Here is a 23,341-nt window from a genome sequence, read left to right as displayed (position 1 = left end):
ACTCAGACGGTCAGCGACCAGGTGTCGATGCGCCCGGTGTCGATCGCGGCGACGTCCTGGACCCGCAGGGACCAGGTGCCGTTCGCGGCTTCACCCGAGACGTTCGCGCTGTAGGTCGTGTTGATGTTGTCCGAGGAGTCACTGCTGGAGTTCTTCAGCCGGTACGCCGACCCGTCCGGCGCGACCAGGTCGATCACCAGGTCGCCGACGTAGGTGTGGACGATGTGGACCTCCACGGCCGTCGTCGCGGACGCGTTGCGGTTGCAGCCCGACACGCTCACGGTGCTGGTCACGGCGGCGCCGTTGTCGGGGATGGCGACATCGGTGCCGTTGGTGACGGTGCCGCAGGTCGGCGGCGGCGGGGTCGTACCGGTGCCGGTGTAGAGCAGGACGTTCGGCGAACCGGTGCCGGCGTTGGTCACCTTGCCGGTGGTGCCGTTCGCGACGAGGGCGTCGCGGACCTGCTGCGGCGTCGCACCGGTGTTCGTGGCCAGGTACAGCGCCGCCGCGCCGACGACGTGCGGGGTCGCCATCGACGTGCCGCTGATCGTGTTGGTGGCGGTGCTGCTGCCGATCCACGACGACGTGATGCCGCTGCCCGGCGCGAAGATGTCGAGGCAGGAGCCGATGTTGGAGTAGCTCGCGCGGGCGTCCGTCGACGTCGTCGCGCCGACGGTGATGCCCGCCGCGACGCGGCCCGGGGAGCCGTTGCACGCGTTGGCGCCGTTGTCGTTGCCCGCCGCGAGGCCGTAGGTGATGCCCGCGGAGATCGAGCGCTGCACCGCGGCGTCGAGCGTGCTCGAGGCGCCGCCGCCGAGGCTCATGTTCGCGACGGCCGGCTTGACCGCGTTCGCCGTCACCCAGTCGACGCCGGAGATGACGCCGGCGGTCGTGCCGGAGCCGCTGCAGTTGAGCACGCGCACGGCGACCAGCTTGACCTCCTTGGCCAGGCCGTACTGCGAGCCGCCGATCGTGCCGGCGACGTGCGTGCCGTGGCCCTGGCAGTCGGTGGCGTCGCTGTCGTTGTCGACGAAGTCGTAGCCCGACGTCGCGCGGCCGCCGAAGGTGCTGTGCGTGAGGTTGATGCCGGTGTCGATCACGTACGCGTGCACGTTCGACGCCGTCGTGCCGTAGCTGTACTTCTGGTCGAGCGGCAGGTTCCGCTGGTCGACCCGGTCCAGCCCCCACGACGGCGGGTTCAGCTGGTCGGCGCTCGCCCGCACGACCTTGTTCTGTTCCACAGTGGACACCGCGGGGTCGGCGGCGATGCGCTTCGCCTGGGTCTCGGACATCGTGCCGGTGAAGCCGCGCAGGGCCGCGGAGAACGTCCTCGCGACCGTGCCGCCGTGGCGGCTCGTGACTTCCTTCGCCTTGCTCTCGGCCGCCGTGCCGTCCTTGAACACGACGATGTAGCTGTCCTTGACGGCGTCGGCGCCGCCGGCCCCGACGATCGTTCCTTCGCTCGCCGTCGCGACGGCGTTGCCGCTCAACGCGGTCAACGCCGAAACGGCGGCGACGACCCCGATCTTGGTCACCAGGCGCATGGTTCGTCCCTTTCTGGGCAGGGTCGACCGGGCGGCGCACGGCCACCGGGTCGCCAGGGGTGAGACGTGAAGCGCGTTCACTCGGAACGTGGACGAACTGTAGGTCGCCCTCCACCCAGATCGGTAGATCGTCCGGTTTGGGCAGTTCAACACCACTCGAACGGTCCCCTACCAAAGTCTGCCCGCGAAAACGATTTCCGCTCGGCCCCGGTTCGCGGCAAGGTGACGGCCATGCTGATCCGCCGCGAGACCCCGGCCGACCAGGCCGCCATCCACCGCGTCCACAGCGAAGCGTTCCGGCGCGAGGCGGGCGTGACGCCGATCGAGGCGCCGCTCGTCGACGACCTGAGAGCCGAAGGCGACTTGATCGACGCGCTGTCCCTGGTGGCACTCCACGACGGCGAGGTCGTCGGGCACGTGTGCTGCAGCCGCGCCCGGATCGGCGACGACACGACGGCCGCGGTCGGCCTCGGCCCGCTCGGCGTGCTGCCCGCGCACCAGGCCCGCCGCGTGGGCTCGGCGCTCATGCACACCGTCCTCGGCGCGGCGGACGCGCTCGGGCACGGCCTGGTCGTCCTGCTCGGCAACCCGGACTACTACGCGCGGTTCGGCTTCGTCGCCGCGTCGACGCTCTCGATCACCGCCCCGGATCCGGCCTGGGGCAAGTACTTCCAGGCCCGGACGCTGACGGGGTACAAGTCCACTCAGGCCGGCGCGTTCGAGTACGCGCCGGCTTTCTCGCGGATCTGAACAGGAGTCGCCCGATGTACGCACCGACCACGTCCGTAGGGGTCCGGATCAACCGCGAGCAGCCGCCGGCCAAGCTGGTCGAGCTGGCCCGGCAGGCCGAAGCCGCCGGCCTCGACGAAGTCTGGCTCGTCGAGGACTGCTTCTGGGCGGCCGGCATCGCCACGGTCGCGACCGCGTTGGCGGCGACGTCGACGATCAAGGTGGGCATCGGCGTGCTCCCGGCGGTCGCGCGCAACCCGGCGATCGCGGCGATGGAGCTCGCGGCGCTGGCCGAGCTGCACCCGGGCCGCCTGATCGGCGGGTTCGGCCACGGGGTCGCGTCGTGGATGCGCCAGATCGGCGCGTTCCCGGCTTCGCAGCTGGCGGCCCTGGAGGAAACGCTGGTGGCGGTCCGCCGGCTGCTCGCGGGCGAGCGGGTCTCGATGACCGGGCGGCACGTCTCCCTGGACGAGGTCGAGCTGGTGTTCCCGCCTTCTTCCGTGCCTCCACTGCTGGCCGGGGTCCGCCGCCCGAAGTCCCTGGCGCTCGCGGGCGCCGCGGCGGACGGCACGATCCTCGCCGAGCCGTCCCCACCGGAGTTCGTCCGCACGGCGTTGGCGGACATCGCGGCTGCCGGCCCGCACGCACTGGTGACGTACAACTGGCTGGCACTGGGCGACCGCGACCGGGCCCGCCGGACGGTGGCGGAGTCGTTGACGCCGGGCGCGCGGGTCCAGGTGGAGGGCTTGCCGTTCGCCGCGGAGCTGCTGGCGCTGGTCGATGCGGCGTCCACAGTGGACGAGCTGGCGGCGGGCCTGCGCCCGGAGTGGCTGGGCAAGCTGGCCATCTGCGGTGCGCTGGACGAGTGCGTGGCTTCGGTGCGCGCGCTGCACGAGGCCGGGAGCGGGTCCGTGGTGCTGCTGCCCCTACCGGAGGAACCGCCGGAGCGGGGCATCGAGGACGCGGGCCGGGTGGCGACGGCCCTGCGCGGCTGAGCGCGTTGTCCACAGCCCGGCCGGGTTGTGGACAAGCGAGCGCGATCGCCGCTGTTCCCGGCTTTTCGTCGGGCGGCCCCGATAGACTGGCCAAGGGCACGCCCCCCAGGGAGGGCGGGGGCCGCCCGGGCTTCCGGTCCGGCTGGCCCGGCCTCCGCGAAGCGTCGCGGCCGGGACGAGCGGCTTGGCAAAGGTCTTGAATGAGTCATTCAAGACCTCCGAAGACCTGAATGACTCATTCAAGACATCACCGACGCCGCAAGACCGCGGCCGAGCGGAAAAGGAGTTCGGCGCCCGCGCGGAGCGTGTCAGGATCGGCCCATGCCGGTCGATCCGCACCTCCTCCTGGCCTTCCTCGCCACCACGATCGTCGCCATGGTGACGCCCGGCCCGGACATGCTCTTCATCCTCGGCTGCGGCATGCGCGGCGGGCCGAAAGCCGGGCTGCTCGCCACCGCCGGGGTCGCCACCAGTGAGGCGATCCACGTCGCCGTCGCCGCGGCCGGGCTCGCCGCCTTGTTCGCCGCCGTGCCCGTGGCCTTCGCCGTCGTTCGCGTGACCGGTGCGGCTTACCTCGTCTACCTCGGGGTGCAGGCCATCCGCCACCGCGGCACCATCCCCACCGATCCCGCGGGCACCGTGAACCGGGCCTACCTGAGCGGCCTGCTCACCAACCTGCTCAACCCCAAGATGGTCACCTTCACCATCGCCTTCCTGCCGCAGTTCATCGACCCCGCCCGCGGCAACCTCTGGCTGCAGTTCGCGATCCTCGGCGCGATCCTGATCGTCTTCGAGTTCCTCGTGGACGGCGCCGTCGGGGTGCTCGCCGGCCGCATCGGCGGGTGGTTGCGGCGACGGCGGAAAGCGCAGCGGCGCATCGAGGTCGCCACCGGGGGCATCTTCATCGGCCTCGGGGTGCGGCTGGCCGTCGACCGCTAAATCGGTTGCCGCGCCCGGCGCGGTTCTGCTGCACTGGCCCGAACCGACCCCCAGGAGCTGATCATGCGCGGAGCTTCCGTGTTCTTCCCGTTGGCCGAATTCGCCCGCACCGAGGACATGAAGCTCATTGCCCGCACTCAACTTGGGAATTCTCGCGCACGTCGACGCCGGTAAAACCAGCCTCACCGAACGGCTGCTGCTCGCCGCCGGGGTGATCGAGCGGCTGGGCCGCGTCGACGACGGCACCACGCGGACCGACACCCTCGCGCTCGAACGCGCGCGGGGCATCACCATCAAATCCGCCGTGGTCTCCTTCGAAATCGGCGAAACCACCGTCAACCTCATCGACACCCCCGGCCACCCGGACTTCATCGCCGAGGTCGAACGGGTCCTGGAAGTCCTCGACGGCGCCGTGCTCGTCGTTTCCGCCGTCGAAGGGGTCCAGGCGCAGACCCGGCTGCTTGCCCGCGCACTGCACCGGCTCGGCATCCCGGTGCTGCACTTCGTCAACAAGACCGATCGCCGCGGCGCCGATCCCGGTCGCGTGCGGCGGGAAATCGCCGCGAAACTACCGCCGGCGCCGGTCTTCGAGGGGTCGGCGCTCACCGGCGACGGCATCGACGAGCTCCGGCGCGGCCTCGTCGAACTGCTCCCGAAGTCCGAAGAGGACTCCGGCGGCCCGTTGTCCGGCACCGTGTTCAAAGTGGATCGCCGCAACGTCGTGCACGTCCGGCAGCGGCTCCCGGCCGGCAAGGTCACCGCGATCCACGTCTTCGAGCGCGGCGAAGCCGTCCGGCGCGACCGGGTCACCGCCGGCCGGATCGCGAAGGTCACCGGGCTCGACGCCCGGGTCGGCGACGCGATCGGGGCGGCGCGGACGTCCACCGGGCGGCCCGTTCATCGGCCTGCGCGTCGACGGGTCCGAGCTTTTCCTTTCCCTGTACGGCGAGGTCCAGAACGAGGTCATCCAGGCGACCCTCGCCGACGAGTACGGCATCGAAGCCGAGTTCGGCGAGACGACCACGATCCACGTCCGGCGGCTCACCGGCACCGGCGAATCCGCACGGCTCATCGGCGAAGCACCGAACGAGTTCCTCGCCACCGTCGGCCTCCGCGTCGCACCGGCCGAGGACGGCGTGACCTTCGGGCTCGAAGTGGAGCCCGGGTCGATGCCCGCCGCGTTCTTCCGCGCCGTCGAGGAGACCGTGCGGGCGACCTTGGCCCGCTGGTCGATCCCGGCCTGCGCCGTCACCATGACGCGCTCCGGCTACTACGCGCGGCAAAGCCATTCCCACGGCACGTTCGACAGGAGCATGTCGAGCACCGCCGGCGACTTCCGCGACCTCACGCCGATCGTGCTCCGGGAGGCACTGAACCGGGCCGGGACCGTCGAGTGCGAGCCGGTGCACCGGTTCCGGCTCGACGTCCCCGCCGACGCGATCAGCGCCGTCACGCAAGCCGTGGCGCGCCTGCGCGGCACCCCGCTCCAGACCACTTCGGACGGTGCGGAAGCCCGTGTCGAGGGCGATCTCCCGGCCGCCGCGGTGCACGAGCTGCGCCGCCGGCTGCCCGGGCTCACCCGGGGAGAGGGCGTGCTCGAAACGGCGTTCGACCGCTACGAGCCTAGGACTTGAGGTTGTTGCGGGCGAGGAAGTCTTCCGCGATGTCGAGCGGGTTGCGCTTCTCCTCGGTGAACTCGACGTTGAGCCGCGTGAGCTGCTCGGTGGTCAGCGCCGCCGAAACGCGGTTCAACGCGGCGACCTCGCCCGGCGCCAACGTCCCGCGGGCCACCAGCGGGACGATGTTCTGCGCCGGGAACATGTTCTTGTCGTCGGTCAGCGGCACGAAGCCGTTCGCGGCGATCGTCGACGACGTGCTGAACAGGTCCGCCACCTGGACGTCGCCGGACTTCAGGGCCGCCACTGTCACCGGGCCGCCGGTGTCGGTCGTGCGGATCTCCTTGAACTCGCAGCCGTACAGCGACTTGATCTTGTCCTTCCAGCGGCTGCTCCACTGGCCCGGCCCGCCGAAGACGAGGTCGCGGCAGCGCGGCCCCAGGTCCGAGAACGTCTTCACGCCGGTGGACGCGAGCTGCGGGCCGACGACGAGCAGGTCCTTGTCCTCGGCCGGCGCCTGGTCCAGCACCTCGAAACCCGCCGGGACCTTCTGGCGGAGCTGCGCGTAGACGTCCTGCGGGGTGGTCGCCTGCGTGTTCTTGTCGAAGTACCGCAACAGGTTCCCGCTGTAGTCCGGGACCACGGACAGCGATTTGTCCTGCAGCGCCTTGACGACGACCTCGCGGCTGCCGACCGGCGGCCGCACGGTCACGTTCGACGCGCCCGCGTTCTTCAGCGCCCCGGCGTAGATCTGGGCCAGCAGCAGGCTTTCGCCGACGTCGGACGCGCCGATGATGATGTCGCCGGTCGCACCGCCTTCGCCGCCGCCGGCGAGCGGGTTGCCGCAGCCCGCGGCCAAGAGCAGGACGGCCATCGCCAGGAAGCGCTTCACGCCGTCACCTTCTTCACGGCCGCCGCGAGCCGGACACCGCGCGGTACGAGCGCGCGGTTCAGCAGCGCGAACAGGAGGTCGAGCACGATCGCCAGCAGCGTCGTCAGCAACGCGCCCGCGATCACCTCGGAATAGTCCAAAATGGCCAGTCCGTCGAGCAGGAACCGGCCAAGGCCACCGAGCCCGACGTACGCGGCCACCGCGGCGGTCGCGACGAGCTGGAGCACGGCGTTGCGGATACCGCCCAGCACGAGCGGCAGCGAGATCGGCACCTCGACCTTCCAGAGCCGCTGCCAGCCGGTCATCCCGACACCCTCGGCCGCGTCGACCACGCCGTGGTCGGTCGCCTGCAGCCCGGCGTACGTCCCGGCCAGGACGGGCGGCACGGCCAGCACGACGAGCCCGATGATCGTCGAGGTGACGCTTTCGGTGAAGAGCAGGAACAGGAACGTGACGAGCCCCAGCGTCGGGAGCGCGCGGATCGCGTTGCCCGCGCTCACCAGCGCGACGCCGCCACGACCGGTGTGGCCGACGAACAGTCCTAACGGGACAGCGATGACCAGCGCGATCACCAGCGACAAAGCGACGTAGCCCAAGTGCTCCAGCAGCCGCTGCGGCACACCGTCCGGACCGGACCAGTGCGCCGGGTCGCCGAACCAGTGGACGAGATCGGTGATCATGCGGCCACCCGTTCCCACGGCGTCAGGAGGTTCCGGATCCCCACCAGGACCAGGTCGACGACGAGCGCGAGCAGCAGCGTCAGCACGATGCCGACGACGATCGGCGAGAAGTACTCGCGCTGGAAGCCGTCGGTGAAGAGCACGCCGAGGCCGCCGGTGCCGATCAGCGCGCCGACGCTGACCAGGCTGATGTTGCTCACCGACGCCACCCGCACGCCGGCCGCGAGCACCGGCACCGACAGCGGCAGCTCGACGGCGAAGAACTTGCGCGCCGGCTTGTACCCGACGGCGGTCGCCGCGGCGATCACCGCCGGCGGCACCGCGTCCAGCGCGTCGAGCACCGGGCGGACCAGCAGCGCGGTGGTGTAGATCGTCAGCGCCACGACGACGTTGACGCTGTCCAGGATCTTCGAGCCGATCAGGCCGGGGATGACGACGAACAGCGCGAGCGACGGGATCGTGTAGAGCAGGTTCGCCAGCACCATGAGGACCTGCCGCGCGGGCTGCCAGCGGTGGCCGAGCCAGCCCGCCGCGATCGCCAGCACGATGCCGAGCACCAGCGGGAGCAGCGCCAGGTACACGTGGTCGCCCAGGTCACCCAGAACTTCGACGCGCGTGTTCGCGCTGCTCAGGTACCGCCCGAGCTCGTCGAAGAAGCTCATGACGCCTGCGGCGTGGCCTCGATCACGTCCAGGACCTGCCGGGCGACGACGCCGCCGAGCACGCGGTGGTCTTCGTCGACGACCACGCCGAGGCTGGCCGGGGACGACAGGGCCGCGTCGAGCGCGCCGCGGATCGGGGTGCCGTGGACCCACAGCGAGCCGCCGGCCACGAGGTCCGTTTCGGACAGTGCGCCGTCCACTGTGGAGTTCGGGGCCAGCCAGCCGCGGGGCTGCTTTTCGGCGTTGACGGCCAGCCGCCAGCCCTCGCTCGCGGGCACCGGGGAACCGAGCTCGACGAGCTCGATCTCCTTGATCTCGACGCCTTCGGCGGAGAGGAAGGACAGGCCGCGGTAGCCGCGGTCGCGGCCGACGAAGGACGCCACGAAGTCGTCGACCGGGTGCCGTAGCACGTCCGCGGGGGTGCCGTACTGGGCGAGCTTGCCGCCGACGCGCATCACCGCGACCTTGTCGCCGAGCCGGACGGCCTCGTCGATGTCGTGCGTGACGAACACGATGGTCTTGCCCAGCTGCGACTGCAGCCGCAGCAGCTCGTTCTGCAGGTCCTCGCGCACGATCGGGTCGACGGCGGAGAACGGTTCGTCCATCAGCAGCACCGGCGAGTCCGCGGCGAGCGCGCGGGCGACGCCGACGCGCTGCTGCTGGCCGCCCGAAAGCTGTGCCGGGTACCGCTTTCCGAGTTCCGCGGGCAGGCCGATGATCTCCAGCAGCTCCGCGGCCCGCTTGCGCGCCTTCGCCTTGTCCCAGCCGGACAGCAGGGGCACGGTGGCGATGTTGTCCAGCACCGTCCGATGTGGAAAGAGCCCGGCGTGCTGGATGACGTAACCGATGCCGCGGCGCAGCAGCGCCGGGTCGCCCTCGGCGACGTCCTTGCCGTCGAGCAGCACCTGGCCGCCGGTCGGCTCGACCATCCGGTTGATCATCCGCAGCGACGTGGTCTTGCCGCAGCCCGACGGGCCGACGAACACGGTGATCGTGCCGTCCTCGACCGTCAGGTTCAGCTTGTCGACGGCGACCGTCCCATCCGGGTACTGCTTGGTCACGTCGCGGAATTCGATGGTCACTGCCACTCCCCATGTCCCGGTCCGTCCGACCGTAGCCGAGTCCGCGGTGGTTGGCACGCTGTTCCGACAGGTGACTACTAGGCTCAGAACCCGTGAGCGCACTCGACGACGTCCTCGCCGCGCACGGCGTCGGCGTCCGCCCGCTGTACCGCGTCATCGACCTCCTGCGGACCGGCGACCACGACCTCGGCGAGCTGGTCCGGCTGTCCACGGCGCCGCGGCGCAGCGTGGAAGACGTCCTGACCGCGCTCGGCGACGACCTCGACCGCAGCGGCGACCGGCTGCGGATCGCCCCCGGCGTCGCCGCGTCGTACCTGCAGTACAGCGTCCCCCGCTACGGCGACCCGCTCGACGAAGCCGTCGAGGGCCACGAACTGCTGCCGAAGATCGCCGAGTGGGTGGCGGAGGTGCCGTCGCCGCTGGCCGCGCTCGACCACGTGCAGGCCACGCCGGGCACCGTGCTGCGCCGCGCGCTGTGGCTCGACGCGCAGTACGACCTCGCGTCCGCGCGGGTGCTGTTCCTCGGCGACCACGACCTGACGTCGCTGGCGGTGCGGGCGGTCTGCCCGGCGGCGTCGCTCACGGTCGTCGACCTCGACGAGCGCGTGCTCGCCTACCTGGACGACCGCGGCGAGCGCGCGATCGCGACGGCCCACGCGGACCTGCGCGTCGGCCTGCCCCCGGCCTTCGCCGGCCGGTTCGACCTGGTGTTCAGCGATCCGCCGTACACGCCGGAAGGCATGGGGCTGTTCGCCACGCGCGGGGTGCAGGCGCTGCGGGAGCCGAGCGAGGGACGGCTGCTGCTGGCCTACGGCTACAGCCCGCGCCACCCGGCGCTGGGCGCGCAGGTGCAACGCGCGCTGGCCACGCTCGGGCTGACGTTCGAGGCGATCCTGCCGGGCTTCAACCGCTACTTCGGGGCGCAGGCGATCGGCAGCGCGGCGGACCTGTACGTCTGCCAGCCGACGGCGAAGGCGAAGAAGGTGCGCGGGGCCAAGGCGATCTACACGCACGGCCCGCAGTCGGTCGAAGCGGCGGGCACGAAACCGGCGTTGCTGGAGAAGCTGAAGGAGATCGCGGCCGCCGGCGGGCTCGCGCTGGAGTCGCGGCCGGTGGACTGGTCGATCTCCGGTTCCGAAGGCGACGCGGTCGCGATGGACCTCACCGGCGACCCGGGCCCGTGGCTGCTGCGGACCCTGTTGGGCACGAACGCCCGCCGGCTGGCCCTGCTCGTCCCGAACGCGCACCCGGACCTCGCGGACGAGCGCTCGCAGACGTCCCTGTCGGAGCTCATCCGGGGGAAGTACACGCTGCGGTACCTGCGCAGCACCCCGGACAACCGGCACGCGGTGGTCGTCGCGGACGCCGTCGAGCACCAGGACGAGGTGCTGACCCGCGCCCACGCCCGGCTGGCGAACGTCTCCCTCGACGTCCCCGAAGACCTCGTGGACCTGCGCCTGGTCGACGTCCCCCGCCACCGCCTCGCCGACCTCCTCTGAAACGCCGAAAGCGGCACTTTCACGTGAAAGTGCCGCTTTCGGAGCAGGACGTCAGTCCGTGACGCCGTCGGCTTCCGCGGCCTTCGCCACCGCCGCCGCGACCTCCGGGGCCACCCGCGGGTCGAGCGGGCTGGGGACGATGCGGTCCGGGCCCAGGTCGTCCGTCGCCACCGACACGATCGCCTCGGCGGCCGCCAGCTTCATGTTCTCCGTGATCGCCCGCGCGCCGGAGTCCAGCGCGCCGCGGAAGACACCCGGGAACGCCAGCACGTTGTTGATCTGGTTCGGGAAGTCGCTGCGGCCGGTGGCCACGATCGACGCGTAGCGCGCCGCGACGTCCGGGTGGACCTCCGGGTCCGGGTTCGACAGCGCGAACACGATGCCGCCGCCGGCCATGCGGCCCAGCAGCGACTCGTCGATCGTCGCGCCGGAGAGCCCGAGGAACACGTCCGCGCCTTCGAGCGCCTCGGCCAGGCCACCGCGCAGGCCGGCCTTGTTCGTCGTCTCCGCCAGCCGCTGCTTGACGGGGTTCAGGCCATCGCGGCCGTCGTGGATGATGCCGCGCGAGTCGAGGACGGTGACGTCGCCGATGCCGGCCTCCCGCAGGATCTTGGCGCAGGCGACACCCGCCGCACCGGCTCCCGAGACGACGACGCGCTGGTCGGCGATCGCGCGGTCGAGCACCAGGTTGGCGCCGCGCAGCGCGGCCAGCGTGACGATGGCCGTGCCGTGCTGGTCGTCGTGCATGACCGGGCAGTCCAGCGCCTCCTTGAGCTTGTCCTCCAGCTCGAAGCACCGCGGCGCGGAGACGTCCTCCAGGTTGACGGCCCCGTAGGACGGCCGCAGCCGCACCAGCGTTTCGACGATCTCGTCGACGTCGGTGGTGTCCAGGACCAGCGGGATCGAGTCGAGCCCGCCGAACGTCTTGAAGAGGACCGACTTGCCCTCCATGACCGGCAGCGACGCGCTCGCGCCGATGTCGCCGAGGCCGAGCACCGCCGTCCCGTCGCTGACCACGACGACCAGCCGGTCCGCCCACGTGTACCGCTTGGCCTTGGCCGCGTCCTCGGCGATCGCGCGGCTCACCTTCGCCACACCGGGGGTGTACGCGATCGAAAGGTCACGCGGGCTGGAGATGGGGCGCGTGGCCGCCACCGAGAGCTTGCCGCCCTCGTGCCCGGTGAAGATCTCTTCGTCGGTGACCGGCGCGACGGCGCCGGTGGGGTCGCTCATGGGGTTTCCTGTCGTCGTTTCCGTCATTCGTCCAGTGGGAATGACGGAACTCGCGGATCGAACGTGTGTCACTGGAATTTCTCCTGGGCCTGCGAGCGGGGGACCACGGCTGCAGGGGACACCGTGGTGATTCCCGGCACGGCAGCCCAGCGCGGTAGCGCCGGCCTGTCGGCGAGGCGTCACGTCGGCCATCGGTGCCGTGGGTCTGGCGATGGCCGCGGACGCGGCGGTCCGGCCATTGTGACAGGTCCGGTCGCGCGGTGGACCCCTCGGTGCGGTTGATGTCACATCAAAGGCCAATTCCGGCAATTCCCAAGACGTCTGTCCGGTTTTCTTGGCACCCGATATGATGAAGCCATGCAATTCCGCCGGCTGAGCGTCCCGGACGCCTTCGAGTTCTTCCCCCGGGCGTTCCCCGACGATCGGGGCCTGTTCGTGGCCCCGTTCCAGGAGGAGACCTTCCGCGCCGCCGTCGGCCACCCGCTGCGCCTCGGCCAGTCCAACCACAGCGTGTCCCGGCGCGGCACCATCCGCGGGATCCACTTCGCCGACACGCCACCCGGCCAGGGCAAGTACATCTACTGCCCGCGCGGGTCGCTGCTCGACGTCGTCGTCGACCTCCGCGTCGGCTCGCCGACCTTCGGCGAGTGGGACTCGGTCCGGCTCGACTCGAGCGAGTACCGCGCCGTCTACGTCGCCGAGGGCCTCGGCCACGGCTTCATCGCGCTCGAAGACGACACGGTGATGGCCTACCTCTGCTCCGAGCCGTACACGCCGACGGGCGAGCACGGGATCAGCCCGCTCGACCCGGCGCTGAACCTGCCCTGGCCGGCGGAGCTCGAGCCCGTCCTCTCCCCCAAGGACCTCGCCGCGCCGACGCTGGCCGAAGCCCGCGAGAGCGGCCTGCTCCCGGTGTACGAGGACTGCGTCGCCTACTACGACAAGCTGCGCTCGATGAACTGAGCCGTCCCCCGGCTCGACCGAGAAGCCGCTTGCCAAGTTAGTAAGCGCGCATATAGTCTGCCCGCATGGCACTTTACGAGTACGAACACAGCGAGACGTCCACCGCACCCGCCGCCGCGATCTGGCCGCTCTGGGCCGACACCGCGCGCTGGCCGGAGTGGGACGCCGGCGTCCGGTCGGTGGTGCTCGACGGCCCCTTCGCCGTGGGCACCGACGGCACCATGACCATGGACGGGATGCCGCCGATCCCCTTCACGCTGACCGAGGTCACCGAGGGCCGCAGCTTCACCGACGAGACCCGGCTGCCCGACGCGTTCCTGCGGTTCGAGCACGTCCTGACCGACGTCGACGGCGGCACGAAGATCACCTACCGCGTCACCATCGACGGTCCCGAAGGCTTCGGTCCCCAGGTCACCGAAGACACTCCAGACGCGATGCAAGCGCTTGCGCGCCTGGCTGAGGCATCCTCGCGGGTATGACCGCCCCCGAGTCCCGCTTGCCCGGCCCCGAGCGCAGCCCCGGCTTCCTGCTGTGGCGCGTGACGCTGGCCTGGCAGCGGGCGATGCGAGCCGCGCTGGCCCCGCACGACCTCACGCACGTCCAGTTCGTGCTGCTGACCACGACGTGGTGGCTCACCCGCTCGGGCGAGCCACCGACCCAGCGGCAGCTCGCCGAGCAGGCGGGCACCGACACGATGATGACCAGCCAGGTCGTCCGCAAGCTCGCCGAGCGCGGCCTGCTCGCCCGCGCCGACGACCCGGCCGACGCCCGCGCGAAGCGCCTGGAAGTCACCCCGGCCGGCCTCGAACTGGTCGCGAAGGCCCTGAACGACGTCGAAGCCGCCGACGCGTCCTTCTTCGAGGGCGTCGGCGACGGCTTCACCGAGTCGCTGGCCCGGCTCAGCCCCTGACGTCTTCGGCGAGGACGCGCTCGATGTTGCGCTCGGCCAGCGCCGTGATCGTCACGAACGGGTTGACGCCGGTGCTGCCGGGGATCAGCGAGCCGTCCGTGACGTACAGGTTCCGGTAGCCCTTCACCCGGCCGTAGCCGTCGGTCGCCTCACCGAGCACCAGACCGCCCAGCGGGTGGTAGGTGAAGCGGTTCTCGAACGTGCGCGTGTCCCCGAAGAGGTCGTAGCGGTAGATCGTCTTGTTCGCCCGGTTGACCTGGTCGAACAGCGCCTTCGCGGCGTCGATCGAGGGCTGCCCCTGCGACGCCGTCCAGCGCAGCTTCGCCGAGTCGGTCGCCGCGTCGTAGGTGAAGTGGCCGCGTTCGGGGTTCTTGGTGATGGCCAGGTACAGGCTGACCCACGTCTCGATACCGGCGGGCACCGGCGCGATCTCGGCGAAGGCCGGGTGCACCGGGTCGGCCCAGTTGTCGATGCCGAGCGCGGGCATGCCGGACTGCAGGCTGCCGGTGGTGTCCCAGACGTGGTTGGCGCGGCCGAGCATGACGTTGCCGTTGGTGCCCCAGCCGCGCCCGACGGCGTCGTTCAGCTCGGGCAGCCGGCCGGTCTCGCGGGCGCGGACCAGCAGCTCGGTCGAGCCGAGGCTGCCCGCGCCGAGGAACAGGTGCTTCGTCGTGACGTGCTTGGTGGCCAGGACCGTCCCGCGGTCGTCGATCTCGCGCACGACCAGCGTGTACGTCCCGTCCGGCTGGTGGCTGATCTCGCGGACCTCGTGCAGCGCCTGGATGGTCACGTTGCCGGTGCCGAGCGCGGCGGCGAGGTAGGACTTGTCGAGCGAGCGCTTCCCGTGGTTGTTGCCGTAGATGACCTCGGACGCGTCGGCTGAACGCGGGACCGTGCCCGCCTCCTCCCGCCGCAGGTAGTCCATGTCGTAGACGCTCGGCACGAACACCGTCTCGAACCCGGCCTTTTCGGCGGCCTTCCGCGAGACGCGGGCGTACTTGTAGGAGCGGCAGGCCTCGAACCACGCCGGGTCGACGACGTTGACGCCCAGCTGGGCGCGGGCGCGCGGGAAGTACTTGCCGTACATCTCGTCCGCGTCGACGCCGGGCAGGATCTCCTCGAAGTAGGAGCGCTTCGGCGTCACCGCCATCGCGCCGTTGACCAGCGAGCCGCCGCCGACGCCCCGGCCGAGGTACACCGCCATGTCGCCGAAGTTCACCCGGTCGAGCACGCCGGCGTAGCGCCCGATGTCGCGGTTGGCGAGGTCGAGCCAGAGGAAGGACGCGAGCGGCGCCTCGGTGCGGTCCTTGAACCACATCGACCGCTCGTCCGGGGTGAGCATCGGGCAGAACACCTTGCCGTCGGCGCCCGGCGTGTTCCACAGCCGGCCCATCTCGAGCATCAGCGTCGGGACGCCGGCCTCGCCGAGCCGCAGCGCCGTCACGGCGGCGCCGTAGCCGGTGCCGATCACCACCGCCGGGACGTGTTCGGGGAGCGTCGCCGCGGCGGCGGGCCGCGTCGACACCGTGGTGAGCCCCAGTGCGGCGGCGGAGTTCAGTGCGGCGAGGCCGAGGAAGCGGCGGCGGGAGAAGGCAGACATGCGCCCGATCATGACCCAATTGAGTGAACAGTGTTAACTATTTGAAACACGTTTCACCCAGTCGAGGGAATCCTCGGGTCTCCCCTGGGGGCGATCCCGGATGTCGCGGCCGCGCGGGGCGAGCAAGCTCACCGGCATGAAACTTCTCGCACTGGGGGCGGCCGCGGCCGCCGTCGCCGCACTGGGGGTCGCGCCCGGGACGGCGTCCGCGGACGCACTGCCGACGTTCGACTTCTCGGACTGCCCGGCGCCGCCCGCGAACGCCGACCCGGGCACGTGGCGCTGCGAAGCCTTTGTCTCGCAAGGAAAACTGACCATCGACGGCCAGGAGATCCCGCTCGGGGAAATGCGCCTGACGTTCAGCGAAGGCCGCGTGAACGGCGAGTACGCGCAGGCGTTCGGCGCGCTGCGGCACGAGCCGGTACGCGTTCCCGGCCTCGCCGGCACGACGCTCCAGCTGCGCTACGGCGGCTATTCGGACTTCCAGGGCAACGACGAGCGGCGCGGCGAACTGGACGTCTACGCCGTGCTGCGGCACCCGTTGCTGCGCGAGGACTGCCGGATCGGCGTCATGCACACCGTCGTCCACGACGACCCGGCCGTGCCGCCGACAGTGATCTCGAAAACCCCGCCGACCATGCACTTCGGCGTCGTGGACCCGAATCTCGCCGTGCCCGCGACCACCGGCTGCGGACCGCTGGGCAAGCTCGTCGACCGGCGGCTCGGCCTGCCCTCGCCGTCGGGCGAGAACACGTTCCACCAGACGACGTACGTGCAGTACAAGCAACTCTAACGCTTCTTCGGCGTCACCCAGATGGTGATCGTCCCGGTGACCACGGCCTTGCCGTTCGTGTCCGAAATGGTCACCGGGACGGGCAGCTCGAAGCCCTCGTCCCCGAAGTCCGGCAGCTCGGGCAGTGACGCCACCGCGCGCAGGCCCGTCTCGGCCTTGGCGACGTACTGGACGTTCATGCCCTTCGGCAGCCAGCGGTGCGTCGGCGGGACGGTCGCCTCGGCGAGCATGCCCATCGCGATCTCGGCGAGATTGCAGGCGGCGATCGCGTGGAACGTGCGGATGTGGTTGTAAACACCCCACCACTTCGGCGCGGTCACCTCGCAGTGGCCGGGCCGCAGCTCGCGCACCGAGGGCAGCACCGTGCGGAAGTACGGGACGCGCACGCACATCGCGGCGCTGAACAGCTGTTTCCCGCCCGGCTTCGCGGCCAGCTTGTGCCACAGCGCGAACGTCGGCGTCTCGGACATGGGGTCTCCTCGCACTAAGCTACTGCTCAGTAGCAAAGCAGACGACCTGCTGGCGCGCAAACGGCCGGGTATGTTCGGCCGCGTGGCGAACCGTCTCTTCCTCCTCCGGCACGGCCAGACCGAATGGTCGGTGAACGGACGGCACACCGGCCGCACCGACATCCCGCTGACCCCGGCCGGAGAAGGCCAGGCGCTCGCCGCGGGCGGCACGCTCCGGAGCCTGGTGGGCGGCCCGTCGCTGGTGCTGTCGAGCCCCCGCGCCCGCGCGCTGCGGACGGCCGCGCTGGCCGGGCTGCGCGTCGACGAAGTCACCGAAGACCTGGCCGAGTGGGACTACGGCGACTACGAGGGCATCACCACACCGGAGATCCGCGAGACAGTGCCGGGCTGGACGGTGTGGACCCACCCGATCCCCGGCGGCGAAAGCGCCGAAGAAGTCTCCGCACGCGCGGACCGCGTCCTCGCGCGCGCCCGCCGCGACAGCGAAACCGGCGACGTGATCCTGGTCGGGCACGGCCACTTCAGCCGCGTGCTGGTGGCCCGCTGGGTCGCACTCCCCGCCACCGCGGGCGTCCACTTCGGACTCGACGCGGCCGGCATCGCGGTGCTCGGCGACGAGCGCGGCGAGCCGCAGATCGAACACCTCAACCTGCTGCCCGCCCTGGAGGACTGACGTGCCCGACGACCGCATCCGCCGGATCAGACCCGACGACGTCGAGGCCGCCGTCGCCCTCGCGTACGCGCTGGCGGACTACGAGCGCGCGCCCGACGAGTGCCACCTGACGGCTTCGCAGCTGCATTCCGCGTTGTTCGGTGAAGCGCCGAAGCTGTTCGGGCACGTGGCCGAAGTGGACGGCGAGATCGTCGGCTTCACGGTGTGGTTCCTCAACTTCTCCACCTGGCGCGGGGTGCACGGCATCTACCTGGAGGATCTGTTCGTCCTGCCCGCGCACCGCGGCTCCGGCCTGGGCAAGGCCCTGCTGGCGGCGCTGGCGGCCGAGTGCGTCGCGAACGGCTACGCGCGGCTCGAGTGGTCGGTCCTGGACTGGAACCCGGCCACGGAGTTCTACAAGGCGCTCGGCGCGGTCCCGATGGACGAGTGGACCGTCAACCGCCTCACCGACGAACCCCTGCGGGCCCTCGCGGCGCAGGCTTAGTCCTCTTCGCGGCCTTCGCGCTCGGCACGCCGCCCGGCCAGCCCGCCGCGCTCGGCGGCTTCCGTTTCGGTCTCGCCCTCGCGCAGCCCCAGCGCCCACTCGCGGGCCGGGCGGCGGAACAGCAGCGCCAGCGCGGCGATGCCGAACAGCGCGACCGGCACGCCCCACGCCGGCTCGCCGGACGGGCCGAGCAGGTACCAGCCGAGCCCGATCACGATCAGCGCGATCACCACGCCGGGCGAGCGGGCCCACGTCTGGCCGAGGACCAGCCCGGCCGACGCGGCCAGGAACGCCAGCGCCACCACGATGAACGTGCCCGACTCGACGAAGACGTTGTTCCCCGGCCGGGTCGGCGACCCCAGGCCGTTCACCAGCACGACCACCCCGAACACCAGTAGGGCGAGCGACGGCACCGCGGTGACCGCGCCGGCCAGCCGGACCTCGCGGGGAGCGGGCGAGAGCTTCACAGGGGGCCTTCCGGAAGATCTTTTCGCGGGAGCACAGTGGACTCGACCAGGGCGGGTCACCGTGCGTGAGCTGATTCGATCGTATGCCACCCGGTCGGCCGTTTTCCCGGGACCGCCCGGGCGCTGAGAATTCAAGAGTCGTCGATGAGCGGGCGGTCGGCCCGGGTGCACTTGTCACGACGAGCGGACGCCGCACGTGAAGGAGGGCCGCCCGCCACAGGGACGCGAAGGTGCTGTTCGCCGGGGTTGCGCCGGTCACCATGCGGGTCCGGAAGGTTCTCGGGCCGCCGGAAGTCACCTACCCTGCGGTAGTGCGCGCAATCCTCGTCGTGAACCCCCAGGCCACCTCGACCACCGCCGGTGGCCGGGACGTGCTGGCGCACGCGCTCGCCAGCCAGGTCAAGCTCGACGTGGTCGAGACGGACTACCGCGGCCACGCGATGGCCGTCGCGCGCTCGGCCGCGCGGGACGGGATCGACCTGGTCGTGGCGCACGGCGGGGACGGCACGGTCAACGAGGTCGTCAACGGCCTGCTGGCCGACGCGGACGGCGACCCCACGCAGATCGGGCGGGTGCCCGCCCTGGGCGTCGTGCCCGGCGGCTCGGCCAACGTGTTCGCGCGCGCCCTCGGCATCTCCTCGGACCCGGTCGAAGCCACCCACCAGCTGCTGTACGCGCTGGAACACGACCGCTCGCGCCGGGTCGGCCTCGGCCTGGCCGACCGGCACTGGTTCACCTTCAACGCCGGCCTCGGCTGGGACGCCGACGTCGTCGGCCGCGTGGCGAAGCGCCGCGGCAAGCAGACGACGGCCGCGCTCTACCTGAGGGCCGCCGTCCGCTCCTACTTCCGGCCGCCGCTGGGCCGGCCGGCGCTCACGATCCGCGTCCCCGGTCACGAACCCACCGAAGCGCTGACCGCTTTCGTGTCGAACACCGATCCGTGGAGCTACCTGGGCGAGCGGCCGATCCACCTCAACCCGGGTTGCTCGTTCGAGACGGGATTGGGCTTGTTCGCGCTGAGCGGTCTGGGGTTGCCGACCGTGTTCAAGCATGTACGGCGTGCTTTGGCTACGAAGAGCAACCAAAAAGGACGGCGTCTCGTGCGTCACGATGACCTGCCGATGATCCGCATCGACGCAGCTGAACCGGTAAACTTCCAGGTGGACGGCGACCTCGTCGGCCAGCGGAAACACGTGGAGTTTTTCAGCGTCCCGGATGCACTCACCGTAATCGTGTGACGACGGGCCCGCTGATCGCCTGCGGCAAAGTGCAATCTGCCGTTCGTCGACCCAGAAGCTCCACTCAGCGCATCAGCCTTCCCCCGGGCGGGCTGTTTCGGAGAGAAACCGCAGGTCAGAAGCGTCGCTCGGCCGGGTGAGCTGACTCACCGATCTTCCGGAAACCCTTGTCGAAAGCGGTGCTTCGTGAAAGCATTCACAAGCACCCAAGAACACGACCGCCATTGACGACTGTGGCGCGGCTCTCCCGCGCCATGTGAAGGAGCTCACGAACATGGACTGGCGCCACGACGCGGCCTGCCGAGACGAGGACCCCGAGCTGTTCTTCCCGGTGGGAACCAGCGGTCCGGCTCTGTCGCAGGTAGCTCAGGCGAAGGCCGTGTGCCACCGCTGCCCCTCCGCTTCCGACTGCTTGGCCTGGGCTTTGGCCAGCGGCCAGGACGCCGGCGTGTGGGGCGGCATGAGCGAGGACGAGCGACGCGCGCTCAAGCGCCGCCGTACGCACATCGGCACGCGTACCAACGCCTGATTCACCGAGATCCACGGATCCACCCGAGCCGAGTAGGAATTTCACCCGGCGGGCATTTCTTGTGCCCACGCCGTCTGGGGCGATACCTACCCAGTTCAAGCTTAACAACCGAGGCGAAACCACCTGGAGACGGGTGCGCTGAAACCTCACCGGGACTTCAAGACCTCCCGCGAAAACGTTGAACGGCCCGGCACCTGTGCACCTGGTGCCGGGCCTTCAGCGTGTTCCCTCCCGCGATCCGCACCCGATCACGTCGCCGCAGCGGGGAATGCCCGGCGGTGATCGAGTCCAAACGCGACTGTCTAAAGCCGACGCGAAAGCGGGATGCGCAGCGCCGCTTCGGTTCCGGTCACCCGGGTCGACGACGCCTCGGCGCGCACCTTCCGCAGGGAAAGGGAGCCGCGCAGCTCGGACTCCACCAGCGTCCGCACGATCTGCAGGCCGAGGCCGTCCGACCGCTCCAGCGAGAACCCCGCCGGCAGGCCGCGCCCGTTGTCGCGGATCACGACGTCCAGCCAGCGCGCCGAGCGCTCCACGATCAGCTCGACCTTGCCGGAGCGGCCCGCCGGGAACGCGTGCTCGATGGCGTTCTGCACCAGCTCGGCCAGCACCATCACCAGCGGCGTCGCGATCTCCGCGACGACCACGCCGAACGAGCCCGTGCGCTTCAGCCCGACCTGCGACTCCGCCGTGGCGACCTCGCCGACCATCGGCAGCACGTTGTCGAGCAGCTTGTCGAGGTCGACGCGCTCGTCCACCGAGATCGACAGCGCTTCGTGCACCAGCGCGATCGACGTCACCCGGCGCACCGACTCGGCCAGCGCGAGCCGCGCCTCCTCCGACGACGTCCGGCGGGACTGCAGGCGCAGCAGCGCGGCCACCGTCTGCAGGTTGTTCTTCACCCGGTGGTGGATCTCGCGGATCGTCGCGTCCTTCGACAGCAGCGCGCGGTCGCGCCGCTTCACCTCGGTGACGTCGCGGACCAGGACCAGCGCGCCCGCCGCCTGCCCGGCCGGCCGCAGCGGCAGCGCGCGGAACAGCACCACGGCGCCGCGCCGCGAATCGGCTTCCGTGCGGCTCGACGGCTTCCCGTCGAGCGCTTCGATGATCCGGTGGGACACCTCGGTCGCGTCGAACGGGTCGCGGATCAGCGAGCGCGTCAGCGGCGCCAGGCGGGTGCCGACCAGGTCGGATTCGTGCCCCATCCGGTGGTAGGCGGACAGGCCGTTCGGGCTGGCGAAGACGACCGTGCCGCTCGAATCGAGCCGGATCAGCCCGTCCCCGACCCGCGGCGAGGTGTGCGTGTCGGTCGCGTTGGTGCCGTTCGGCGGGAACGTGCCGTCGACGATCATCTGGCACAGGTCGCCGGCGCTGCCGAGGTAGGCGATCTCCAGCGGCGACGGCACGCGCGGCGCGGCCAGGTTGGTCTCGCGGCTCATCACGGCGATGACCTCGTCGTGGAAGCGCACCGGGATGGCCTCGCGCCGCATCGGCAGGTCGCGGTACCAGTGCGGGTCTTCCTCGCGGCAGATCCGCACCTCGCGCATGGCCTTCGCCAGCTGCGGGTGCTCCTCCACCGTGAACCGGGTGCCGACGACGTCCTCGGGGTGCGCGGTGGGCGCCGTCGTCGGCCGCGCGTGCGCGACGCAGACGAAGTCGCCGCCGTCCGGCTGCAGCTCCTCGGTCACCGGGACCCAGAGCAGGAAGTCGGCGAAGGACAGGTCGGCCAGCAGCTGCCACTCGGCGACGACGGTCTGGAGGTGGTCCGCCGCCTCCCCGGGGAGGCCGGTGTTGTCGGCGAGCAGTTCGGCGAGCGTCGACACGGTTACTCGACCGTCCCGAGCACGTCACCCTGCTGGACGCGGTCGCCCTTCGCCACGGTGAGGCTGGTCAGGGTGCCTGCCTTTTCGCTCACGGCGGGCAGCTCCATCTTCATCGACTCCAGGATCAGCACGGTGTCGCCGGCGTTCAGCGCGGCGCCGGGCGCCGCGACGACCTCGAGCACGGTGCCGACCATCTCCGCCCGGATCTCGGCCATCGCCACCCCTCCTCGTGCTCGCCCGACCACCCCATCCAACCAGAACGGGACGTCATGACACACTTGAGAGGTTGACCAGCTTTGACGACGAGGAGTGAACATGTCGAAGCGCGCCCGCAAGCGTCGCGACCGGAAGAAGAACGGCGCGAACCACGGCAAGAAGCCCAACGCCTGATTCCCGGCGTCGGCATGACGAAGGCCCCCACGCAGCTGCGTAGGGGCCTTCGTCGTGCTCAGGCGCGTTATTCGGAACGCTGCTCGAGGGTGATCTCGGTGCGTTCGACCGTCACCCCGCCGCGGGAGGCGACGGTCTGGCGGATCGACGCGCGCAACCGGCTCTTCAGCTCGGCGGGGGCGTGGTCGCCCCCGCACTTGCGGGCCAGGAGCTGCTTGATGTGCTCGTCGATGCCGTATTCCTCGAGGCACGGCGGGCAGTCGTCGATGTGGGCGCGCAGTGCGGCGTCCCGCTCGGGGCTGCACTCGCGGTCGAGGAGCAGGTAGATGTCGGCGAGCGCTTCTTCGCAGCGGACCTTGTCGGACGCGCCTTCGCACATGTCGTTCATCGCCCGGCCACCTCCTCCTGGGCACCCCGGATGAAGCCGCGTTCCCTCGCGACGTCGGCGAGCAGGTCGCGCAGCTGGGCGCGACCGCGGTGGAGGCGGGACATCACGGTGCCGATGGGGGTGTCCATGATCTCGGCGATCTCCTTGTACGCGAAGCCCTCGACGTCGGCCAGGTAGACGGCCAGCCGGAACTCCTCGGGCAGCTTCTGCAGTGCGGCCTTGACGTCGGTGTCGGGCAGGTTGTCCATCGCCTCGACCTCGGCCGAACGCAGCCCGCTGGAGGTGTGGCTCTCCGCCTTGGCGATCTGCCAGTCGGTGATCTCCTCGGTGGGCTGCTGCACCGGCTGCCGCTGCCGCTTGCGGTAGCCGTTGATGTAGGTGTTGGTCAGGATGCGGTACATCCAGGCCTTGAGGTTCGTGCCCGCCTTGAAGGACGCGAAGGCGGCGTACGCCTTCAGGTAGGTCTCCTGGACCAGGTCTTCGGCGTCAGCGGGGTTGCGCGTCATCCGCATCGCGGCCGAGTACAGCTGGTCGAGCAGCGGCATGGCGTCCCGCTCGAAGCGCTCGGCGCGCTCGGCCTCGGTCGCTTCCTCCGGCGCTGAGTTCTGCGTGCTCGGCAAACCGTTCCCTTCCCGCTCGGCGTCGATGCGCGTGCGCGCATACGGCAGACCCGAGTTTACGCGGGGGCCGGGCACGCCGCGGTTCGCCGGTGCATCGGGACGACGACGGCTGCGAGAGCGTG

General features: G+C 70.8%; 26 protein-coding genes and 1 pseudogene. 14 read left to right on the top strand and 13 right to left on the bottom strand.

Annotation, left to right across the window (positions count from 1 at the left end):
- Nucleotides 1-2 precede the first annotated feature (2 nt).
- Entirely contained in the window at nucleotides 3-1,544 is a 1,542-nt protein-coding gene (locus tag H4696_RS41210) for a S8 family peptidase (RefSeq protein WP_192782806.1), read from the bottom strand.
- Nucleotides 1,545-1,775: 231 nt separating this feature from the next.
- On the opposite strand from H4696_RS41210, the gene H4696_RS41205 reads away from it, so the two are divergent.
- The 4 genes and pseudogenes from H4696_RS41205 to H4696_RS51580 all read left to right on the top strand — a co-directional run.
- Nucleotides 1,776-2,294 (top strand): GNAT family N-acetyltransferase, encoded by a 519-nt coding sequence (locus tag H4696_RS41205; protein WP_086862733.1) that lies wholly within the window; start codon nucleotides 1,776-1,778, stop codon nucleotides 2,292-2,294.
- Between the two features lie 14 nt (nucleotides 2,295-2,308).
- The gene (locus H4696_RS41200; protein ID WP_086862732.1) at nucleotides 2,309-3,268 is read left to right on the top strand and encodes an LLM class flavin-dependent oxidoreductase; all 960 of its coding nucleotides are present in this window, start codon (nucleotides 2,309-2,311) and stop codon (nucleotides 3,266-3,268) included.
- Between the two features lie 321 nt (nucleotides 3,269-3,589).
- Entirely contained in the window at nucleotides 3,590-4,207 is a 618-nt protein-coding gene (locus H4696_RS41195; protein WP_086862731.1) for a LysE family translocator, read from the top strand.
- A gap of 127 nt (nucleotides 4,208-4,334) precedes the next feature.
- Nucleotides 4,335-5,832, top strand: a pseudogene (locus H4696_RS51580) (GTP-binding protein); the annotation flags it as partial.
- Here the strand turns inward: H4696_RS51580 and H4696_RS41185 are convergent.
- The 4 genes from H4696_RS41185 to H4696_RS41170 are packed head-to-tail and all read right to left on the bottom strand — an operon-like array spanning nucleotide 5,831 to nucleotide 9,139.
- On the bottom strand, nucleotides 5,831-6,697 hold the full coding sequence (locus tag H4696_RS41185; protein WP_192783121.1) for an ABC transporter substrate-binding protein: 867 nt from the start codon (nucleotides 6,695-6,697) through the stop codon (nucleotides 5,831-5,833). The pseudogene H4696_RS51580 and the gene H4696_RS41185 overlap by 2 nt on opposite strands.
- A gap of 14 nt (nucleotides 6,698-6,711) precedes the next feature.
- Nucleotides 6,712-7,395 carry an ABC transporter permease gene (locus H4696_RS41180; RefSeq protein ID WP_086862729.1) on the bottom strand — a complete coding sequence of 228 codons (684 nt, stop codon included), beginning with the start codon at nucleotides 7,393-7,395 and terminating at the stop codon, nucleotides 6,712-6,714.
- Entirely contained in the window at nucleotides 7,392-8,057 is a 666-nt protein-coding gene (locus H4696_RS41175; protein ID WP_086862728.1) for an ABC transporter permease, read from the bottom strand. Before H4696_RS41175 ends, H4696_RS41180 begins: the two co-directional genes overlap by 4 nt.
- Nucleotides 8,054-9,139 carry an ABC transporter ATP-binding protein gene (locus H4696_RS41170; RefSeq protein ID WP_086862727.1) on the bottom strand — a complete coding sequence of 362 codons (1,086 nt, stop codon included), beginning with the start codon at nucleotides 9,137-9,139 and terminating at the stop codon, nucleotides 8,054-8,056. The genes H4696_RS41175 and H4696_RS41170 overlap by 4 nt, the downstream gene beginning before the upstream one ends.
- Before the next feature lie 92 nt (nucleotides 9,140-9,231).
- On the opposite strand from H4696_RS41170, the gene H4696_RS41165 reads away from it, so the two are divergent.
- A complete protein-coding gene (locus H4696_RS41165) occupies nucleotides 9,232-10,638 on the top strand; it encodes a bis-aminopropyl spermidine synthase family protein (protein WP_086862726.1) in 1,407 nt (468 codons plus the stop codon).
- A 51-nt stretch (nucleotides 10,639-10,689) separates the two neighbouring features.
- Here the strand turns inward: H4696_RS41165 and H4696_RS41160 are convergent, their stop codons facing one another.
- Nucleotides 10,690-11,871: an NAD(P)-dependent malic enzyme gene (locus H4696_RS41160; RefSeq protein ID WP_192782805.1), complete on the bottom strand. Its 1,182-nt coding sequence runs from the start codon at nucleotides 11,869-11,871 to the stop codon at nucleotides 10,690-10,692.
- 357 nt (nucleotides 11,872-12,228) lie between these two features.
- Between H4696_RS41160 and H4696_RS41155 the strand changes: the two genes are divergently transcribed.
- The 3 genes from H4696_RS41155 (at nucleotide 12,229) to H4696_RS41145 (ending at nucleotide 13,744) form a co-directional block, all read left to right on the top strand.
- Nucleotides 12,229-12,834, top strand: a complete 606-nt coding sequence (locus H4696_RS41155; RefSeq protein WP_086865060.1) for a dTDP-4-dehydrorhamnose 3,5-epimerase family protein — start codon at nucleotides 12,229-12,231, stop codon at nucleotides 12,832-12,834.
- A gap of 65 nt (nucleotides 12,835-12,899) precedes the next feature.
- Nucleotides 12,900-13,313: an SRPBCC family protein gene (locus H4696_RS41150; protein WP_086865061.1), complete on the top strand. Its 414-nt coding sequence runs from the start codon at nucleotides 12,900-12,902 to the stop codon at nucleotides 13,311-13,313.
- Nucleotides 13,310-13,744, top strand: a complete 435-nt coding sequence (locus tag H4696_RS41145; protein ID WP_086865062.1) for a MarR family winged helix-turn-helix transcriptional regulator — start codon at nucleotides 13,310-13,312, stop codon at nucleotides 13,742-13,744. The genes H4696_RS41150 and H4696_RS41145 overlap by 4 nt, the downstream gene beginning before the upstream one ends.
- Here the strand turns inward: H4696_RS41145 and H4696_RS41140 are convergent.
- The gene (locus H4696_RS41140) at nucleotides 13,734-15,344 is read right to left on the bottom strand and encodes a GMC oxidoreductase (protein WP_086865063.1); all 1,611 of its coding nucleotides are present in this window, start codon (nucleotides 15,342-15,344) and stop codon (nucleotides 13,734-13,736) included. The two genes, H4696_RS41145 and H4696_RS41140, sit on opposite strands and share 11 nt — an antisense overlap.
- Before the next feature lie 136 nt (nucleotides 15,345-15,480).
- On the opposite strand from H4696_RS41140, the gene H4696_RS41135 reads away from it, so the two are divergent.
- Nucleotides 15,481-16,137 carry a hypothetical protein gene (locus tag H4696_RS41135; protein ID WP_086865067.1) on the top strand — a complete coding sequence of 219 codons (657 nt, stop codon included), beginning with the start codon at nucleotides 15,481-15,483 and terminating at the stop codon, nucleotides 16,135-16,137.
- Here H4696_RS41135 and H4696_RS41130 read toward each other — a convergent pair.
- Entirely contained in the window at nucleotides 16,134-16,607 is a 474-nt protein-coding gene (locus H4696_RS41130) for a hotdog fold domain-containing protein (protein WP_086865064.1), read from the bottom strand. The two genes, H4696_RS41135 and H4696_RS41130, sit on opposite strands and share 4 nt — an antisense overlap.
- 82 nt (nucleotides 16,608-16,689) lie before the next feature.
- Between H4696_RS41130 and H4696_RS41125 the strand changes: the two genes are divergently transcribed.
- Both H4696_RS41125 and H4696_RS41120 read left to right on the top strand, forming a co-directional pair.
- Entirely contained in the window at nucleotides 16,690-17,280 is a 591-nt protein-coding gene (locus H4696_RS41125; RefSeq protein ID WP_086865068.1) for an acid phosphatase, read from the top strand.
- A gap of 1 nt (nucleotide 17,281) precedes the next feature.
- Nucleotides 17,282-17,764 carry a GNAT family N-acetyltransferase gene (locus tag H4696_RS41120; RefSeq protein WP_086865065.1) on the top strand — a complete coding sequence of 161 codons (483 nt, stop codon included), beginning with the start codon at nucleotides 17,282-17,284 and terminating at the stop codon, nucleotides 17,762-17,764.
- Here H4696_RS41120 and H4696_RS41115 read toward each other — a convergent pair.
- Nucleotides 17,761-18,231, bottom strand: a complete 471-nt coding sequence (locus tag H4696_RS41115; RefSeq protein WP_086865066.1) for a hypothetical protein — start codon at nucleotides 18,229-18,231, stop codon at nucleotides 17,761-17,763. The two genes, H4696_RS41120 and H4696_RS41115, sit on opposite strands and share 4 nt — an antisense overlap.
- A gap of 311 nt (nucleotides 18,232-18,542) precedes the next feature.
- On the opposite strand from H4696_RS41115, the gene H4696_RS41110 reads away from it, so the two are divergent.
- Both H4696_RS41110 and H4696_RS41105 read left to right on the top strand, forming a co-directional pair.
- Nucleotides 18,543-19,469, top strand: a complete 927-nt coding sequence (locus H4696_RS41110) for a diacylglycerol kinase family protein (protein WP_192783120.1) — start codon at nucleotides 18,543-18,545, stop codon at nucleotides 19,467-19,469.
- A gap of 274 nt (nucleotides 19,470-19,743) precedes the next feature.
- The gene (locus tag H4696_RS41105; RefSeq protein WP_043777259.1) at nucleotides 19,744-19,998 is read left to right on the top strand and encodes a WhiB family transcriptional regulator; all 255 of its coding nucleotides are present in this window, start codon (nucleotides 19,744-19,746) and stop codon (nucleotides 19,996-19,998) included.
- 302 nt (nucleotides 19,999-20,300) lie between these two features.
- Here H4696_RS41105 and H4696_RS41100 read toward each other — a convergent pair whose 3' ends face one another.
- Together H4696_RS41100 and H4696_RS41095 are read right to left on the bottom strand one after the other, a co-directional pair.
- Nucleotides 20,301-21,821 carry a histidine kinase N-terminal domain-containing protein gene (locus H4696_RS41100; protein ID WP_192782804.1) on the bottom strand — a complete coding sequence of 507 codons (1,521 nt, stop codon included), beginning with the start codon at nucleotides 21,819-21,821 and terminating at the stop codon, nucleotides 20,301-20,303.
- 2 nt (nucleotides 21,822-21,823) lie between these two features.
- Nucleotides 21,824-22,036 (bottom strand): biotin/lipoyl-binding carrier protein, encoded by a 213-nt coding sequence (locus H4696_RS41095; RefSeq protein WP_086858447.1) that lies wholly within the window; start codon nucleotides 22,034-22,036, stop codon nucleotides 21,824-21,826.
- Nucleotides 22,037-22,136: 100 nt separating this feature from the next.
- Between H4696_RS41095 and H4696_RS51575 the strand changes: the two genes are divergently transcribed.
- On the top strand, nucleotides 22,137-22,211 hold the full coding sequence (locus H4696_RS51575; RefSeq protein ID WP_098515123.1) for a 50S ribosomal protein bL37: 75 nt from the start codon (nucleotides 22,137-22,139) through the stop codon (nucleotides 22,209-22,211).
- A gap of 67 nt (nucleotides 22,212-22,278) precedes the next feature.
- Here the strand turns inward: H4696_RS51575 and rsrA are convergent, their stop codons facing one another.
- Both rsrA and H4696_RS41085 read right to left on the bottom strand, forming a co-directional pair.
- Entirely contained in the window at nucleotides 22,279-22,599 is a 321-nt protein-coding gene (rsrA, locus tag H4696_RS41090; protein ID WP_043777179.1) for a mycothiol system anti-sigma-R factor, read from the bottom strand.
- Nucleotides 22,596-23,219 (bottom strand): sigma-70 family RNA polymerase sigma factor, encoded by a 624-nt coding sequence (locus H4696_RS41085; RefSeq protein WP_086858446.1) that lies wholly within the window; start codon nucleotides 23,217-23,219, stop codon nucleotides 22,596-22,598. The genes rsrA and H4696_RS41085 overlap by 4 nt, the downstream gene beginning before the upstream one ends.
- Nucleotides 23,220-23,341 lie beyond the last annotated feature (122 nt).

The organism is Amycolatopsis lexingtonensis, from assembly GCF_014873755.1.
Taxonomy (GTDB): domain Bacteria; phylum Actinomycetota; class Actinomycetes; order Mycobacteriales; family Pseudonocardiaceae; genus Amycolatopsis; species Amycolatopsis lexingtonensis.
This window is presented reverse-complemented; position numbering and strand designations above follow the sequence as displayed.

Coding starts and splice junctions, on each gene's coding strand:
- H4696_RS41155 (WP_086865060.1), top strand. CDS start 12,229: ATGCAATTCCGCCGGCTGAGCGTCCCGGACGCCTTCGAGTTCTTCCCC.
- H4696_RS41135 (WP_086865067.1), top strand. CDS start 15,481: ATGAAACTTCTCGCACTGGGGGCGGCCGCGGCCGCCGTCGCCGCACTG.
- H4696_RS41195 (WP_086862731.1), top strand. CDS start 3,590: ATGCCGGTCGATCCGCACCTCCTCCTGGCCTTCCTCGCCACCACGATC.
- H4696_RS41200 (WP_086862732.1), top strand. CDS start 2,309: ATGTACGCACCGACCACGTCCGTAGGGGTCCGGATCAACCGCGAGCAG.
- H4696_RS41180 (WP_086862729.1), bottom strand. CDS start 7,395: ATGATCACCGATCTCGTCCACTGGTTCGGCGACCCGGCGCACTGGTCC.
- H4696_RS41150 (WP_086865061.1), top strand. CDS start 12,900: ATGGCACTTTACGAGTACGAACACAGCGAGACGTCCACCGCACCCGCC.
- H4696_RS41140 (WP_086865063.1), bottom strand. CDS start 15,344: ATGTCTGCCTTCTCCCGCCGCCGCTTCCTCGGCCTCGCCGCACTGAAC.
- rsrA (WP_043777179.1), bottom strand. CDS start 22,599: ATGAACGACATGTGCGAAGGCGCGTCCGACAAGGTCCGCTGCGAAGAA.
- H4696_RS41175 (WP_086862728.1), bottom strand. CDS start 8,057: ATGAGCTTCTTCGACGAGCTCGGGCGGTACCTGAGCAGCGCGAACACG.
- H4696_RS41160 (WP_192782805.1), bottom strand. CDS start 11,871: ATGAGCGACCCCACCGGCGCCGTCGCGCCGGTCACCGACGAAGAGATC.
- H4696_RS41185 (WP_192783121.1), bottom strand. CDS start 6,697: ATGGCCGTCCTGCTCTTGGCCGCGGGCTGCGGCAACCCGCTCGCCGGC.
- H4696_RS41105 (WP_043777259.1), top strand. CDS start 19,744: ATGGACTGGCGCCACGACGCGGCCTGCCGAGACGAGGACCCCGAGCTG.
- H4696_RS41145 (WP_086865062.1), top strand. CDS start 13,310: ATGACCGCCCCCGAGTCCCGCTTGCCCGGCCCCGAGCGCAGCCCCGGC.
- H4696_RS41130 (WP_086865064.1), bottom strand. CDS start 16,607: ATGTCCGAGACGCCGACGTTCGCGCTGTGGCACAAGCTGGCCGCGAAG.
- H4696_RS41210 (WP_192782806.1), bottom strand. CDS start 1,544: ATGCGCCTGGTGACCAAGATCGGGGTCGTCGCCGCCGTTTCGGCGTTG.
- H4696_RS41205 (WP_086862733.1), top strand. CDS start 1,776: ATGCTGATCCGCCGCGAGACCCCGGCCGACCAGGCCGCCATCCACCGC.
- H4696_RS41095 (WP_086858447.1), bottom strand. CDS start 22,036: ATGGCCGAGATCCGGGCGGAGATGGTCGGCACCGTGCTCGAGGTCGTC.